Raw genomic sequence first — 13,470 nt, 5'->3', positions numbered from 1 at the left:
GGGTCAAATCTCGGTGAAAATACCGGGTCAGTTCTCAGTGACATTCAACACGCTGATGACGTCTCGGATATCCGGTTTGCATTTGTCCAGCTGTGCATAGAGATCGGTGGCTATGCCGTGCTGTCTGCGCTCGGCATCGCGTAAATCGCTTGTGCCGGTGGAGCGTTTCAGTTGCTTGCGATTATTGAAGTACTGGCGAAGTTCTGTCGGGACCGTCAAGAGGACATAGTATTTGCCCTTGTTTATGGCCAATGAAGTTGCTGGATATTCGACCATCGTATCCTCCTAAAGTATCCTCCTCGGGATACTCCAAGCCTATATAATCATAGGAAAAAGGGCAATGGTGAGTTATGGCGGAGAGACAGGGATTCGAACCCTGGGAAGGCTTGCACCCTCAACGGTTTTCGAGACCGCCCCGTTCGACCACTCCGGCACCTCTCCGCGGGGGACTAGGATCGCCCGTTTAGTAGGATTTTGACGCCGGAGCAAGAGGCTGCGTGCGCATCTTTGCCGTTGCGCAGAATTTTCATTGCAGCGCCTTGTATAACAGCTACCTTGTAGGCGGTAATTTGCAAAGGAAAGCCCATGCAGTCGATCCGTCAGGCCCTAATGATCCCACTTGTGGCCCTTATGTGGGGGGGCATTGCCTTGACTGCCACTGCGGAGCCCGCTGAACGCGCGCAGGTAGAGGCATTTCTTGAAGTGACCGGTTTTGATGTCGCGCTTGAGAGTATCCGTTTGTCAGCGGATGCTGCGCCGCAGATGTTGGGCCTGCAGGCCGAGGACTTTGGATCGGAATGGAAGCGGTTGGTGTCTGAAGTTTTTAAGACCGAATTGATGCATGATATGGCCATTAATATCCTTGAGAAAACACTGACGGATGACTTGCTGACCCATGCGGCCGACTTTTACGCCTCCGAGCTTGGGCAGAATCTGGTCGTGGCCGAAAACAGTTCGCACATGGTTGAAGAAGACGGGCTGAAATCCGAAAGCGGGGCGCAGATCATTGAAGGTCTAAACAGGATCGGGTCAGACCGCGTTGCCATTCTGGAGCGCCTGAACCGTGCCAGCGGGAGCGAGGACAGCTCGCTCCAGTCCATTCAAGAGGTCCAGATACGGTTCTTGATGGCGGCGGCCGGCGCTGGCGTGATCGAGCTTCAGATGGATGAACCCGATTTGCGCGAGGCGATGCAGTCGCAAGAAGATGAATTGCGGGTCAACTTGCGCCAAAGCGCGCTGGAAGGGGCAGCCTATACCTATCAGGCGTTTTCGGATGCCGAGATGACCGCTTACGCCGATGCGCTGGAGCATCCTGATATGCAGCAAGTCTATGCGTTGATGAACGCGGTCCAGTACGAGATCATGGCAAACAGGTTCGAGGCCGTGGCGGAGCGGTTGCGCCAGATGCAGCCAAGTCAGGACCTGTAAGATGCGCAAACTGCTTGGTGTCTTTCTGATCATGCTCACCGCGCTGCCCCTGTGGGCCGGTGCGCGACACACGGTGCTGATGGACGTGCTACAAATCCGCGAGCTGAGTAGCATTTTGCATGCCGAAGGTCTCCAATTTGGCGCAACGCTGAATAAGGATTGGCTGGAGGGGCAGGGAGGCCCGGCTTGGTCAGGGCAGGTGACGCGGATCTATGACCCGGAGCGTATCGCGGAAGGCATCCGCGCGGGATTGGAGCCTGCACTGGACGGTGAAGTGCTCGAAGAGGCGATTGCCTTTTTTGCAACGGATCTGGGCGGTCAGATCATAACGCTCGAGAATGCGGCACGGCGTGCACTTGCTGATCCAGATGTAGAGGAACAGGCGCGGACAACGTTCACAAAACAGCAAGACAGCAACGATGCGCGGTTGGTTCAGGTCAACCGGATGATTGAGGCGGGTGATTTGATCAACCGCAATGTGACCTCAGCGCTCAATTCCAACTACCAGTTCCTGCGCGCGCTGGTTGATGGCGATGTCTACACGATGAGCGATGAGGAAATACTTGATGATGTCTTGTCCGAACGTGAGGCAATCACCGAAGACACTAGTAGTTGGCTTGGCGCGTTCTTCACGCTGGCTTACAGTCCGCTTAGCCTTGAAGACCTTACAACCTATGCCGATTTCTCTGAATCTGAGACCGGTCGTGCGCTCAACAACGGGTTTTTCGCGGGCTTTGATCCACTCTACGAAGACATCTCCTATGCGCTTGGCCTTGCCATGGCGATGAATATGGCGGCCGAAGAGCTTTAGACCGTTAATCTGTTTGCCACCGCTTGACTTGCGCCCCTGATCCGCTGATAAGCGCGCAACTCGGCGGGAATTCCCGATTCCGGGGTTTTGTTAATGACGCCCAAGGGCGCGCTGTCTGACGGTGAGGGGAATACCCCCTCGCGAACACCCGGATACCGGGGGCCACAAGACGCGAAAAATGTGAAGGAAGACCTATGTTTGCGGTCCTGAAAACAGGCGGTAAGCAATATAAAGTTCAAGCGGGCGACATGCTCCGCGTAGAGCGTATTGCGGCATCTGCCGGTGAGACAGTTCAATTCAACGAAGTGCTGATGCTTGGTGGTGACAACCCACAAGTAGGCGCGCCAATGATCGAAGACGCCGGCGTCCAAGCCGAAGTTGTTGACCAGATCAAAGGCGAGAAAGTCATCCACTTCGTCAAACGTCGTCGGAAGCACTCTTCCAAGCGCACCAAAGGCCACCGTCAGAAGCTGACACTGGTCAAGATCACCGAGATCCTGGCATCCGGCGCTGGTAAATCTGGCGTAGCAGCAGCCATCGGTACGGGTTCCGTATCCGCAGCCGCAGTTGCAGCCATCACAGGTAAAGCCGTTGAAGCGGCACCTGCGAAGAAAGCAAAAGCAGCCAAGCTTGCGAAAGCAGAGGCCCCCAAGGCCGAGAAAGCTGAAAAGCCTGCCAAGGCGAAGAAAGCTGCAAAGGGTGAAGGCGACGATCTGTCCCAGATCTCCGGCGTTGGCCCAGTCATCGTTGGCAAGCTGAATGACGCAGGCATCACCACATTTGCACAGATTGCGGCGTGGTCAGATGCTGACGTAGAAGAGATTGAAGAGAAACTGTCGTTCAAAGGTCGTGTCGGTCGTGAAGACTGGATCGCACAGGCCAAAGATCTGGCAAAAGGCTAAGGAGAGACCTAATGGCACACAAAAAAGCAGGCGGCTCATCCCGTAACGGGCGCGACTCAGCTGGTCGTCGCCTTGGCGTTAAAAAATATGGTGGTGAGCTTGTCATCCCCGGCAACATCATCGTGCGTCAGCGCGGCACCAAGTTCTGGCCAGGCCTGAACGTGGGCATGGGCAAGGATCACACGATCTTCGCAACTGTTGACGGCAACGTTCAGTTCCACAAGGGCCTGAAAAACCGTACATTCATTTCTATTGTACCGGTAGCGGAAGCTGCTGAATAAGCCGTACCCGTAGAATGATACAGCATCAGGGATCGGCGGAGACGCCGGTCCCTTTTTCGTTCATGTCACTCCCTTAGGAGAATGGCCCATGACCAGATCAGATCCCATTCCGGAATTGGCTCGTAAGGGTCTTAGGCTACGTGCGCCTATTCAGGCCGATATTGCGACCCGCAAAGCGTTGGGCCGCGTGCCGGAAATCACTCAGATGTTCGGAATCCCCTTGGGCGAGCCTAAGCCGATTTCGACAGCGGAAGCAGAGAGCTGGTTTGCGACGCTGTCTTCGCAACCTTTCGCGTGGGTGATCGAGGAACAGGGCGCGTTGATCGGAGAAATACGTCTACAGTCACATGTGTCGGCAGATCGCCGTGCAGACATGTTTATCTCTATTCTAGATCAAAAAAAACTGGGGCAGGGGATCGGTCCCCATGCAATCCATTTGTTGATGCGTCATGCCTTTGAAGCAATGCGCCTGCATCGTATCGCCGTGCGGGTTCTGGCCTCCAACACCCGCGCCATTGTGGCCTGCCGCAAGGTGGGCTTTGTCGAAGAAGGCCGCGAGCGGCAGTCGTCAAAAGTGGGTCAGGTTTGGCAGGATGATGTGATAATGGGGCTTTTGAATACTGAATATGTAGGGTCGGCGGTATGAGCATTGCGCTTGTTCCCTTGGCCGTTTTTGCGGCCAGTCAAGTGGGCACGCCCGGTCCTGCCAATATGGCGCTTTTGGCCACAGGCGCGCGCTTTGGCTTTCGCGCAGCCCTGCCGTTCGTCACCGGTGTGGCCTTGGGTAAGCAGCTGATCATTTGGCCGATCGGCTTTGGCCTTATGGAGCTGGCAGAGGCGGCGCCGGGCGTGTTTGCCGCGCTCAAATATATCTCTGCTGCCTATATCATCTGGTTGGCGTGGAAGGTGGCAAACTTGCGTTTGGGTCATGAGGATGCCGCATCCACCGTGCCCGGGTTCGCGGCAGGGCTGATCGTGCATCCACTCAACCCCAAGGCATGGGCGATGATCGTGGGCAGTTTCACGGCCTTCGTCGGGCCTGATGTGCCGACACTGACCGCGACTGCCACTGTCGCCGTTGTGCTGTTGGCCTGCCAGCTGGTGATGCACCCGCTATGGACCTTGGGAGGCAGTGCAATCGCGCGCACTGTTGCAGGCACGCGTGCCGAACCCTATCTAATGTGGACCCTCGCCGGGCTGACGGTTGCTTCGGTATTGTTTGTTCTTTTTGGTGCAAAGTTTTGAGTATGGATATTTCGACACAACAAAAATCTCTGATCACTGAACGGTTTGCGCTGCGTCCTGTGCAAATGTCCGATCTGACGCGGATAGAGCATTACGCCTCCGATATCCGGCTTGCGCAGAACACACCACGACTGCCGCATCCCTTGCCGCCAGGTCTGATTGCCGGCTTTATTGAGCGGGCGATGGCGCCTGATCGCGAAGAAGACGTTTGGGTCATGGATGGTGGCACCAGCGGCGAAGAGGTTATGGGCGTGATCAGCCTGATGCGGCTGGACAGAAACCAGTCCGAGGTCGGCTATTGGGTCGCACCACCGTTCTGGGGGACCCATTTGGCCTCTGATGCCGTGCAGGCGCTTGTGGCCGGAAACCCGCTTGGCAATGACGCAATGTTTGCTAGCGTCTTCCATGACAATCCCGCCTCTGCCAAAGTGCTCACCAACGCGGGTTTCGCCTATTTAGGTGATGCTGAAATTTTTTGCCTCGCGCGCAACGCGACGGTGCCGACATGGACCTACAGCCTCAAGCTGCGGTAAACCTTTAGGATATAATATGAAGTTCCTCGATCTCGCCAAAGTTTACATCCGCTCCGGTGCCGGTGGCGGCGGCTGTATCTCGTTCCGGCGGGAAAAATACATCGAATTCGGCGGCCCTGATGGCGGCGATGGCGGCGGCGGCGGTTCTGTCTGGGCTTTGGCTGTAGACGGGCTGAACACGCTGATCGATTTTCGCTACCAGCAGCACTTCTTTGCCAAAAACGGCCAACCTGGCATGGGCAAACAGCGCACCGGCAAGGACGGCGGGGATATTGTTCTGCGCGTGCCCGTAGGCACCGAAATCCTCGACGAAGACGAAGAGACAGTGCTTGCCGATATGACCGAGCTGGGCCAGCGGGTTGAGCTGGCGCGTGGCGGCAATGGCGGCTGGGGTAACCTGCATTTTAAATCTGCGACCAACCAGGCGCCGCGCCGGTCTAACCCCGGTCAAGACGGGGTTGAGCGCACTCTGTGGCTGCGGCTTAAGCTGATTGCGGATGTGGGACTGCTGGGTCTGCCCAATGCGGGTAAATCCACGTTTCTGGCAGCGACGTCTAATGCACGGCCAAAAGTGGCCGACTACCCCTTCACCACATTGCACCCGAACCTTGGTGTGGTCGGTGTCGATAACACCGAATTCGTGGTTGCTGACATTCCGGGGCTGATTGAGGGCGCGCACGAGGGGCGGGGTCTTGGCCACCGCTTTTTGGGTCACGTGGAGCGATGCGCAGTCTTGATGCATCTGGTCGACGGCACGTCCGAGACGATCACCGAGGACTACAACACTATCATTGGTGAGCTTGAAGCCTATGGCGGTGCGCTGGCCGATCGCCCGCGTATCACTGTGCTCAACAAGATTGATGCTTTAGATGAGGAAGAGCTGGCAAGTGCCAGCGCTGAATTGGAAAAATCCTGCGGCGGAGAGATCATGACAATGTCTGGTGTCGCGCAGACGAATACGGTTGATGTATTGCGTGCCCTGCGTGAGCAGATTGATGACGACCGTTTGCGCCAGAAGCCTGCTGAGGAGGAATCACCTTGGCAGCCCTGACACAGGCCAAACGCGTTGTCATAAAGATCGGCTCAGCCCTGCTGGTGGATCGCTCCACTGGCAGCCTGCGCTCAGATTGGCTGACTTCATTGGCACAAGACGTGGTCTGGCTCAAAGGGTTGGGCATGGATGTAGTGCTGGTTTCATCCGGCTCTATCGCGCTGGGGCGCGGTGTTTTGGGTCTTGGGCTTGGCACGCTGGCGCTTGAGCAATCGCAGGCCGCGGCTGCCGTGGGTCAAATCCGGCTTGCCCGCGCCTATGAAGAGGTTCTGGCTCCGCACGGGATCACCACCGCGCAGGTGCTTGTGACGCTGGAAGACAGTGCCAACCGCCGCCGCTACCTTAACAGCCGCGCAACGCTTGAAACCCTGCTGGGCCTTGGCGCGGTTCCGATTGTGAACGAAAACGATACCGTCGCCACGGATGAGATCCGGTTTGGTGACAATGACCGTCTCGCGGCACAGATCGCCGTGACAGTCGGGGCTGACCAGTTGATCTTGTTGTCGGACGTGGACGGGTTCTACACCGCCAATCCTGCGGATGACCCAAGTGCTACCCGTTTCGATGTAATTGACCGCATCACCCCGCAGATCGAGGCAATGGCAGGCGATGCTGGATCGGGCCTGAGCAAGGGCGGCATGAAAACCAAGCTGATGGCGGCCAAAACGGCGGTGTCGGCCGGCTGTGCGATGGCGATCACCGAAGGGTCGGCCTTGCGCCCGCTGACAGCGCTTGATCAGGGTGCTAATGCGACATGGTTTACCGCCCAGACTGATCCGCAAGCCGCGCGTAAAAGCTGGATAGCGGCCATGAAACCTTTGGGCGCAGTGACGCTGGATGGCGGTGCTGTAGCGGCGCTTCAACGCGGCAAAAGCTTACTGCCCGCTGGCATTACCGATGTTATCGGCCACTTTGAACGGGGCGATGCTGTGTCGCTTGTCGGGCCTGACGGGGCAGGGATCGGATCCGGTCTTGCCCGCTATTCTGCTGCTGAGGCGCGATTGATACAGGGCCACCAAAGCGCCGAGATCGAAGCGCTGCTGGGCTATCCGGGACGCGCTGCCTTAATCCACCGTGACGATATGGCACTATAAGGACACGACCATGACCGAGATTTCAGACATCCCCGCGCTAATGGCGGACATCGGCCAGCGTGCCAAAGCGGCAGCAACCATTCTGGCCACCGCAAATGCGGAGCGCAAGCACGCGGCGCTGGTTTCTGCGGCAGAGGCTGTCTGGAGCGACCGCGAAGAGATCTATGCCGCCAATGCGCTGGACATGGCCTATGGCAAAGAAAAAGGGCTCAGCCCCGCCATGCTGGACCGTCTCAAGTTGGACGAGGCAGGTCTGCGCAGCATTATCGACGGGCTGCGCGCTATTGCAGAGCAGCGCGATCCGGTGGGCGAAGTGATGGCCGAGTGGGACCAGCCTAGCGGCCTGCACATCCGCCGCGTTCGCACACCCCTTGGCGTGATCGGGGTGATCTATGAAAGCCGCCCTAATGTGACGGCCGATGCCGGCGCGCTGTGCCTAAAGTCTGGTAATGCCGTCATCTTGCGCGGTGGCTCAGAGAGTTTTTACAGCAGCCGCGCTTTGCACGTTTGTTTACAGCAAGGGCTGCGCGATGCAGGGCTGCCCGAAGACGCGATCCAACTTGTGCCGACGCGCGACCGAGCGGCGGTTCAGGAAATGCTGACCATGACTGACACGATCGACGTCATTGTGCCGCGCGGCGGTAAAGGGCTGGTCGGCTTGGTCCAACGCGAAGCGCGCGTACCAGTTTTTGCGCATCTTGAAGGCATCGTGCATATCTATATCGACAAGGACGCTGATCCGGAAAAAGTGCTGAAGGTCGTGATGAACTCCAAGACCCGTCGCACTGGTATTTGTGGGGCTGCGGAATGCTTGCTGATCCACCATGATGTGGTGCCGAACATCGGCAACGGCCTGATCCGCGCGCTGGTCAACGCGGGGGTGGAGGTGCGCGGCGATGCTGGGCTTTCCACGATCGAAGGGGTCGTGCCCGCCACCGAAAACGACTGGGGGCACGAATATCTGGACATGATCATTGCCGCGAAGGAAGTAGACAGCCTTGACGCTGCGATGGCGCATATCCGGCGCTATGGCTCGAACCACACCGACTGCATTATCACTGAGGATGCACAGGCGGCACAAACGTTTATGAACGGTCTTGATAGTGCGATCCTGATCCACAATGCCTCAACCCAGTTTGCCGACGGTGGTGAATTTGGCATGGGCGCGGAGATCGGAATTGCGACCGGCAAAATGCATGCGCGCGGCCCCGTGGGGGCCGAGCAACTGACCAGCTTCAAATATCTGGTAACAGGGGACGGAACCGTCCGCAGCTAGAGGCTGATGCGAACGGTGTTTTCAGCGCGTTCAACCTTGAGCGTGTGCCCTTCGGCGGTAGCATGTGTCGGGAGAAGGCCGAACTGGACGTGTGCGGGGCGCAGATCGGATTCTTCTGCGCCGTTTTCAAGCATCGCCCACAGGCTTTCGTCCACGTTGAATTTGTCCGCGTGACCGGTCAGCACAACCTGGCCATGCTCAATCGAAATCTCGACTCTGCCTCCGTAGGGCATCACGCTTTCCATGCACAAGGTTGCTAGAAAAGAGAGCCTGACCAAACGCCTTGGCTGAGCATCCTCTGGCTCCCAAACGACCGAAAGACGCGAAGAAATGTAGTTATCTTTGAGGATCGAGACCACCTCTGGTCGACCGACCATCTGGGTGTCTGCCGCGCCGAATGCGATACGAAAGAACCTGATGCGCGCGCTGGCATTGGTCACACTTTCCGCAATAAGGTCCATCTCCTGACTGTTTGACGGTTGGCTCATCTCCATCAACTCCAGACCGTTGTTGATGGCGCCAATTGGCGATATCAGGTCATGACAGATGCGGCTCCCGATCAAGGCGGCGAAGTCGGTGTTTTGGTTCATTTAAGTGGTGTCCCTGCAAGAAAGGAAAAAAATATGGAAGATTTCAATGCGATCCTGACGCCGGGCATGCTGGTGCGGCACCCTGGGATGCCCGATTGGGGAGTGGGGCAAGTGCAAAGCAACATCAGCGGTAAGCTCACAGTGAATTTCAGAGAGGCTGGTAAAGTTGTCATCGACAGTACACGGATCGCCATGCTTCCGGTGTTTGATAGTTAAAATCACAAAACAGCGTTAATTATGTGTAACTCTTTGGTGGGCATACATGAAATGCAAACCTTAGGTTGTAATTCGCAAAGCGCGCAGACGTTGCAAATATGTCCCCAACCTTTTAGCGGGGGCGCACTCAACAAGTTGGAGGCGGCATGACAGAGTTCACGGTCAAGCTGGCCGAAACAGAGGCAGAGCTGCACGCTGCCCAACGGTTGAGATATGATGTTTTTGTCCACGAACTGGGCGGTGGCGGTGATCTGGTGGATCACGCGGCCGGTCTGGAACGGGACTGGTTTGATCCATATTTTGATCATATGATACTGACGGTAAAAGACAGTGCCGAGGTCGTGGGGGTCTATCGCTTGTTGCGAGGATGTCAGGCGAAAGCGGCGGGCGGTTTCTATTCGGAAAGCGAATATGATTTGGCGCGGCTCAAGGCCTCGGGAAAGCGGTTGCTGGAATTGGGACGCTCCTGCCTGCACCGTGATTTCCGCGGAGGTACGGCCATGCATTGTTTGTGGCGCGGGTTGGCGCATTATGTGGCGCAGCACCGCATCGATGTTCTGTTTGGCGTGGCAAGCTTTCATGGTACCGACATTGCGACACTGGCTGCGCCGCTGTCCTTGTTGCATCACCGCCATCTTGCGCCACTAGACCTGCGGGTGCAGGCCCATGAGGGCTCATTTCAGCCGATGGACATGATCGCGGAAGGTGCCCTTGATCGGCGCGCAGCTATGGTGCAGGTGCCAAGCCTGATCAAAGCCTATCTTCGGCTTGGCGGTTGTGTGGGCGAGGGGGCCTTTGTGGATCATAAATTCAACACCACGGACGTCTTTCTGATTATGGACACGGCGCAGATGAACGCACGGCAGGCGAAAATCTATGGTGGTGCCAAGGCATGAGCGCCAGATGGGACACGTCTAGCTATCCAAGCATGCCGCGCCTCGGCCTGACCGGTTTGGCGCGCGTGCTATTGCGAGGTGCCGCGATGATTGTGCTCGTGTTCGGGGGGCTTATTGTTCTGCTGGCCGTACGTCTGGTAGAGCGGCCTTTCTACGGCCTGCACCGGCCTGTCACGCCTGCGATCACACGGTTTGTTTGCCGGAATGCTTTCCGCCTGATGGGGATGAGCTTTACCTTCACGGGTACGCCGATGGAGACGCGCGGCGCTGTGGTGGCCAACCATTCAAGCTGGCTCGACATCTTTGCGCTCAATGCGGCCAAACGGATTTATTTTGTCTCTAAGTCCGAAGTGGCGTCTTGGCCCGCAATCGGCTGGCTGGCGCGCGCCACCGGCACCGTGTTTATCGAGCGTAATCCCGCGCGCGCACGGGCGCAAACAGAGGTGTTCCAAGACCGGCTCTTGGCGGGTCATAAGTTGCTGTTCTTTCCCGAAGGAACCAGCACCGACGGCATGCAGGTCCTGCAGTTCAAGACAACGTTGTTTCAGGCGTTCTTTGCACCCGAGATTCGAGAACAAATCTATGTGCAACCCGTGACTGTTATCTACCGTGCGCCAGAGGGGCAGGACGCCCGGTTCTATGGTTGGTGGGGCGGGATGGACCTTGGTCCGCATCTTCTGGCCATACTGGCACTCGCCAAACCGGGTGGGGTCGAAGTGATCTACGGCACGCCTTTGCCTGTGGCTGGCTTTGAAAATCGCAAAGCATTGGCCGCTGCCTGCGAGGCGGCGGTCCGCAGCGCCCACGTAAAAGCACTGGCACAGTCATAATGCACAGCCTTTTGCGGTGACTTTTCCCTTGCACTAATGCCACTGGTGCGGTAATCGCGCTCTACTTAAATCCCGCAGTCGGGGATTGGGACTGATGGGGCGATATCCCAAAGGTTCCGCCGGTTGGCCAGCATTCCGTTGGTCAGACCCCCGACGAGGCTAAACCGGAAAGGTAAAAAGACATGGCTCTTCCTGAGTTCTCCATGCGTCAACTGCTTGAAGCAGGCGTACACTTCGGCCACCAGACGCAGCGCTGGAACCCACGTATGGGTCCTTACATCTACGGCGCGCGCAACGGCATCCACATCATGGACCTGACACAGACCGTCCCGATGCTGGAAGACGCTCTGAAAATCATCCGTGATACAGTCGCCAAAGGCGGCAGCGTTCTCTTCGTTGGTACAAAGCGTCAAGCGGCACAGCCGATCGCCGAAGCCGCAGAGAAATGCGCACAGTATTACATGAACCACCGCTGGCTCGGTGGTACGCTGACCAACTGGCAGACCGTGTCCAAGTCCATCCAGCGCCTTAAGCACATCGACGAGCAGTCCGAGATCGGTTTTGCCGGCTTGACGAAAAAAGAGCGTCTGGGCATGGAACGTGACCAGGGCAAGCTGCAGGCATCCCTCGGCGGTATCCGCGAAATGGGCGGCCGTCCTGACCTGATCTTCGTCATCGACGTGCGCAAAGAGCAGCTGGCAATTGCCGAAGCCAACAAGCTGGGTATTCCAGTTGTTGCCGTGGTTGACACCAACTGCTCGCCTGATGGCATCGATTACATCATTCCGGGTAACGATGACGCGGCACGCGCCATTGCTCTGTACACCGATCTGGCCGCCCGCGCTGCTCTTGACGGTATGTCCGCACAGCTGGGCGCCGCTGGCGTTGATCTGGGCGCGATGGAGCAGGCTCCTGTTGAAGAAGCCGTATCCGAAATGCCTCTGGGCGGTGCTTCTGCCGAAGCGACAGCGAACGACGCGATTGCCAAGGATGCTCCTCTGGACATCGAATCCACGCAAGAGACAGTCGCAGACGCGAAGTCCTAATGTGTGGTCTGCCTGAGTGCAGCCTTCACAATAATGTCATACGGGGCAGGGTATACCTGCCCCGAAAGCATATAAAACCCCAGATAGGAGACCCATAGCGATGGCAATTACAGCATCCATGGTCAAAGAACTCCGCGACTCGACCGGCGCGGGCATGATGGACGCCAAGAAGGCACTGACAGAAACCAATGGCGACATCAACGCCGCGGTTGACTGGCTGCGCACCAAAGGTCTGGCCAAAGCAGCAAAGAAATCCGACCGTACAGCCGCTGAAGGCCTTGTTGCCGTAAGCGTTGAAGGTGGTCGTGGTGTTGCCGTTGAAGTGAACTCCGAAACCGATTTCGTTGGCAAAAACGCTGACTTCCAGAAAATGGTTGCAGGCATTGCCGCTGTCGCTGTGAAAACGGCTGACCTCGACGCGCTGAAAGCGGCTGACATGGGCGGCAAGACCGTCGAGCAGACTGTGATGGACGCTGTTGCCGTCATCGGTGAGAACATGTCCGTGCGCCGGATGTTCTCCATCGAAGGTGAGCTTGTTGTGTCCTACGTGCACAATGCGGCCGCTCCCGGTATGGGCAAAATTGGCGTTCTGGTTGCAATGACCGGTGGCGACGAAGCGTTCGGTAAGCAGGTTGCGATGCACATCGCAGCGGTAAACCCAGCGTCGCTCTCGGAAGAAGATCTTGATCCGGCTGTTGTCGAGAAAGAAAAGCAGGTCCAGATCGACATCGCAAAAGAATCCGGCAAGCCAGACGCCGTGATTGAAAAGATGATCGTTGGCCGCATGCAAAAATACATGTCCGAAGTGACACTGCTGAACCAGTCGTTCGTTGTGAACCCTGACCTGACAGTTGGTGCCGCTGCGAAAGAAGCAGGCGTAACCATCACTGGTTTCGTACGTTTGGAAGTTGGCGACGGCATTGAAGTCGTGAAAGAAGACTTTGCTGCTGAAGTAGCAAAAGCCGCCAAAGGTTAAGCTTTCAGCGTTACAGATTGGGAAGAGGCGGGGTGACAAGCCCCGCCTCTTTTCGTTTAGGCTGCCCGAACCACCACAACGGTCTCATATTGGGAACCAGAAGCAGCGCAGCTTCTTCGAGAAGAAGCCACGCTGCCTGCCCTCAGGCAAACTGGCAGCTCTAAGGAGCTTGATCCAGCCGCTCCGGCCAGCAAGGCCTAAAATGCGCCTCACTGGAACCGGCGGCCTATTAGAGCTTTGTAATTACAAAGATATTCAGGCCGTTTGCCATACCAGCTAAGCTTTACCGCCTGAC

General features: G+C 57.1%; 17 protein-coding genes and 1 tRNA gene. 15 read left to right on the top strand and 3 right to left on the bottom strand.

Going from position 1 to position 13,470, the window contains the following annotated elements; translation table 11 throughout:
* Positions 1 to 27: 27 nt before the first annotated feature.
* Both V7730_RS22615 and V7730_RS08590 read right to left on the bottom strand, forming a co-directional pair.
* Complete coding sequence (locus V7730_RS22615) at positions 28 to 276, bottom strand: DUF6538 domain-containing protein (RefSeq protein ID WP_443070198.1); 249 nt, start codon at positions 274 to 276, stop codon at positions 28 to 30.
* 75 nt (positions 277 to 351) lie between these two features.
* Positions 352 to 441, bottom strand: a tRNA-Ser gene (locus V7730_RS08590).
* A 144-nt stretch (positions 442 to 585) separates the two neighbouring features.
* Between V7730_RS08590 and V7730_RS08585 the strand changes: the two genes are divergently transcribed.
* The 10 genes from V7730_RS08585 (at position 586) to V7730_RS08540 (ending at position 8,621) form a co-directional block, all read left to right on the top strand.
* Positions 586 to 1,428 (top strand): DUF2059 domain-containing protein, encoded by an 843-nt coding sequence (locus V7730_RS08585; RefSeq protein WP_335747187.1) that lies wholly within the window; start codon positions 586 to 588, stop codon positions 1,426 to 1,428.
* Between the two features lies 1 nt (position 1,429).
* Positions 1,430 to 2,239 (top strand): hypothetical protein, encoded by an 810-nt coding sequence (locus V7730_RS08580; RefSeq protein WP_335747186.1) that lies wholly within the window; start codon positions 1,430 to 1,432, stop codon positions 2,237 to 2,239.
* Between the two features lie 194 nt (positions 2,240 to 2,433).
* A complete protein-coding gene (locus tag V7730_RS08575) occupies positions 2,434 to 3,141 on the top strand; it encodes a 50S ribosomal protein L21 (RefSeq protein ID WP_335747185.1) in 708 nt (235 codons plus the stop codon).
* 11 nt (positions 3,142 to 3,152) lie between these two features.
* The gene (gene rpmA / locus V7730_RS08570) at positions 3,153 to 3,422 is read left to right on the top strand and encodes a 50S ribosomal protein L27 (protein WP_335747184.1); all 270 of its coding nucleotides are present in this window, start codon (positions 3,153 to 3,155) and stop codon (positions 3,420 to 3,422) included.
* 88 nt (positions 3,423 to 3,510) lie between these two features.
* Positions 3,511 to 4,068: a GNAT family N-acetyltransferase gene (locus V7730_RS08565; RefSeq protein ID WP_335747183.1), complete on the top strand. Its 558-nt coding sequence runs from the start codon at positions 3,511 to 3,513 to the stop codon at positions 4,066 to 4,068.
* Positions 4,065 to 4,667, top strand: a complete 603-nt coding sequence (locus V7730_RS08560) for a LysE family translocator (RefSeq protein ID WP_335747182.1) — start codon at positions 4,065 to 4,067, stop codon at positions 4,665 to 4,667. Before V7730_RS08565 ends, V7730_RS08560 begins: the two co-directional genes overlap by 4 nt.
* Before the next feature lie 2 nt (positions 4,668 to 4,669).
* Positions 4,670 to 5,200 (top strand): GNAT family N-acetyltransferase, encoded by a 531-nt coding sequence (locus V7730_RS08555; RefSeq protein WP_335747181.1) that lies wholly within the window; start codon positions 4,670 to 4,672, stop codon positions 5,198 to 5,200.
* 16 nt (positions 5,201 to 5,216) lie between these two features.
* Positions 5,217 to 6,251 carry a GTPase ObgE gene (gene obgE, locus V7730_RS08550; protein ID WP_335747180.1) on the top strand — a complete coding sequence of 345 codons (1,035 nt, stop codon included), beginning with the start codon at positions 5,217 to 5,219 and terminating at the stop codon, positions 6,249 to 6,251.
* Complete coding sequence (proB, locus tag V7730_RS08545) at positions 6,239 to 7,345, top strand: glutamate 5-kinase (protein ID WP_335747179.1); 1,107 nt, start codon at positions 6,239 to 6,241, stop codon at positions 7,343 to 7,345. Before obgE ends, proB begins: the two co-directional genes overlap by 13 nt.
* Positions 7,346 to 7,355: 10 nt before the next feature.
* The gene (locus V7730_RS08540) at positions 7,356 to 8,621 is read left to right on the top strand and encodes a glutamate-5-semialdehyde dehydrogenase (protein WP_335747178.1); all 1,266 of its coding nucleotides are present in this window, start codon (positions 7,356 to 7,358) and stop codon (positions 8,619 to 8,621) included.
* Here V7730_RS08540 and V7730_RS08535 read toward each other — a convergent pair.
* On the bottom strand, positions 8,618 to 9,211 hold the full coding sequence (locus V7730_RS08535; protein ID WP_335747177.1) for a histidine phosphotransferase family protein: 594 nt from the start codon (positions 9,209 to 9,211) through the stop codon (positions 8,618 to 8,620). The genes V7730_RS08540 and V7730_RS08535 overlap by 4 nt on opposite strands.
* A gap of 33 nt (positions 9,212 to 9,244) precedes the next feature.
* On the opposite strand from V7730_RS08535, the gene V7730_RS08530 reads away from it, so the two are divergent.
* From V7730_RS08530 to tsf, 5 genes are all read left to right on the top strand, one after another.
* Entirely contained in the window at positions 9,245 to 9,427 is a 183-nt protein-coding gene (locus V7730_RS08530; RefSeq protein ID WP_335747176.1) for a DUF3553 domain-containing protein, read from the top strand.
* A gap of 146 nt (positions 9,428 to 9,573) precedes the next feature.
* Entirely contained in the window at positions 9,574 to 10,323 is a 750-nt protein-coding gene (locus V7730_RS08525; RefSeq protein ID WP_335747175.1) for a GNAT family N-acetyltransferase, read from the top strand.
* Entirely contained in the window at positions 10,320 to 11,153 is an 834-nt protein-coding gene (locus tag V7730_RS08520; protein ID WP_335747174.1) for a lysophospholipid acyltransferase family protein, read from the top strand. The genes V7730_RS08525 and V7730_RS08520 overlap by 4 nt, the downstream gene beginning before the upstream one ends.
* Positions 11,154 to 11,335: 182 nt before the next feature.
* Positions 11,336 to 12,199, top strand: coding sequence for a 30S ribosomal protein S2 (gene rpsB, locus V7730_RS08515; RefSeq protein ID WP_335747173.1), 864 nt, complete (start codon positions 11,336 to 11,338; stop codon positions 12,197 to 12,199).
* 100 nt (positions 12,200 to 12,299) lie between these two features.
* Positions 12,300 to 13,175, top strand: coding sequence for a translation elongation factor Ts (gene tsf, locus V7730_RS08510; RefSeq protein WP_335747172.1), 876 nt, complete (start codon positions 12,300 to 12,302; stop codon positions 13,173 to 13,175).
* Positions 13,176 to 13,470 lie beyond the last annotated feature (295 nt).

The organism is Sulfitobacter sp. (assembly GCF_036961165.1).
GTDB lineage: Bacteria > Pseudomonadota > Alphaproteobacteria > Rhodobacterales > Rhodobacteraceae > Sulfitobacter.
This window is presented reverse-complemented; position numbering and strand designations above follow the sequence as displayed.

Excerpts from the sequence above, each read along its gene's own strand:
- V7730_RS08555 (WP_335747181.1), top strand. The coding sequence starts at position 4,670 with ATGGATATTTCGACACAACAAAAATCTCTGATCACTGAACGGTTTGCG.
- V7730_RS08575 (WP_335747185.1), top strand. The coding sequence starts at position 2,434 with ATGTTTGCGGTCCTGAAAACAGGCGGTAAGCAATATAAAGTTCAAGCG.
- V7730_RS22615 (WP_443070198.1), bottom strand. The coding sequence starts at position 276 with ATGGTCGAATATCCAGCAACTTCATTGGCCATAAACAAGGGCAAATAC.
- obgE (WP_335747180.1), top strand. The coding sequence starts at position 5,217 with ATGAAGTTCCTCGATCTCGCCAAAGTTTACATCCGCTCCGGTGCCGGT.
- V7730_RS08530 (WP_335747176.1), top strand. The coding sequence starts at position 9,245 with ATGGAAGATTTCAATGCGATCCTGACGCCGGGCATGCTGGTGCGGCAC.
- rpmA (WP_335747184.1), top strand. The coding sequence starts at position 3,153 with ATGGCACACAAAAAAGCAGGCGGCTCATCCCGTAACGGGCGCGACTCA.
- V7730_RS08520 (WP_335747174.1), top strand. The coding sequence starts at position 10,320 with ATGAGCGCCAGATGGGACACGTCTAGCTATCCAAGCATGCCGCGCCTC.
- V7730_RS08580 (WP_335747186.1), top strand. The coding sequence starts at position 1,430 with ATGCGCAAACTGCTTGGTGTCTTTCTGATCATGCTCACCGCGCTGCCC.
- rpsB (WP_335747173.1), top strand. The coding sequence starts at position 11,336 with ATGGCTCTTCCTGAGTTCTCCATGCGTCAACTGCTTGAAGCAGGCGTA.
- V7730_RS08565 (WP_335747183.1), top strand. The coding sequence starts at position 3,511 with ATGACCAGATCAGATCCCATTCCGGAATTGGCTCGTAAGGGTCTTAGG.
- V7730_RS08525 (WP_335747175.1), top strand. The coding sequence starts at position 9,574 with ATGACAGAGTTCACGGTCAAGCTGGCCGAAACAGAGGCAGAGCTGCAC.
- V7730_RS08535 (WP_335747177.1), bottom strand. The coding sequence starts at position 9,211 with ATGAACCAAAACACCGACTTCGCCGCCTTGATCGGGAGCCGCATCTGT.
- tsf (WP_335747172.1), top strand. The coding sequence starts at position 12,300 with ATGGCAATTACAGCATCCATGGTCAAAGAACTCCGCGACTCGACCGGC.
- V7730_RS08560 (WP_335747182.1), top strand. The coding sequence starts at position 4,065 with ATGAGCATTGCGCTTGTTCCCTTGGCCGTTTTTGCGGCCAGTCAAGTG.
- V7730_RS08540 (WP_335747178.1), top strand. The coding sequence starts at position 7,356 with ATGACCGAGATTTCAGACATCCCCGCGCTAATGGCGGACATCGGCCAG.
- V7730_RS08585 (WP_335747187.1), top strand. The coding sequence starts at position 586 with ATGCAGTCGATCCGTCAGGCCCTAATGATCCCACTTGTGGCCCTTATG.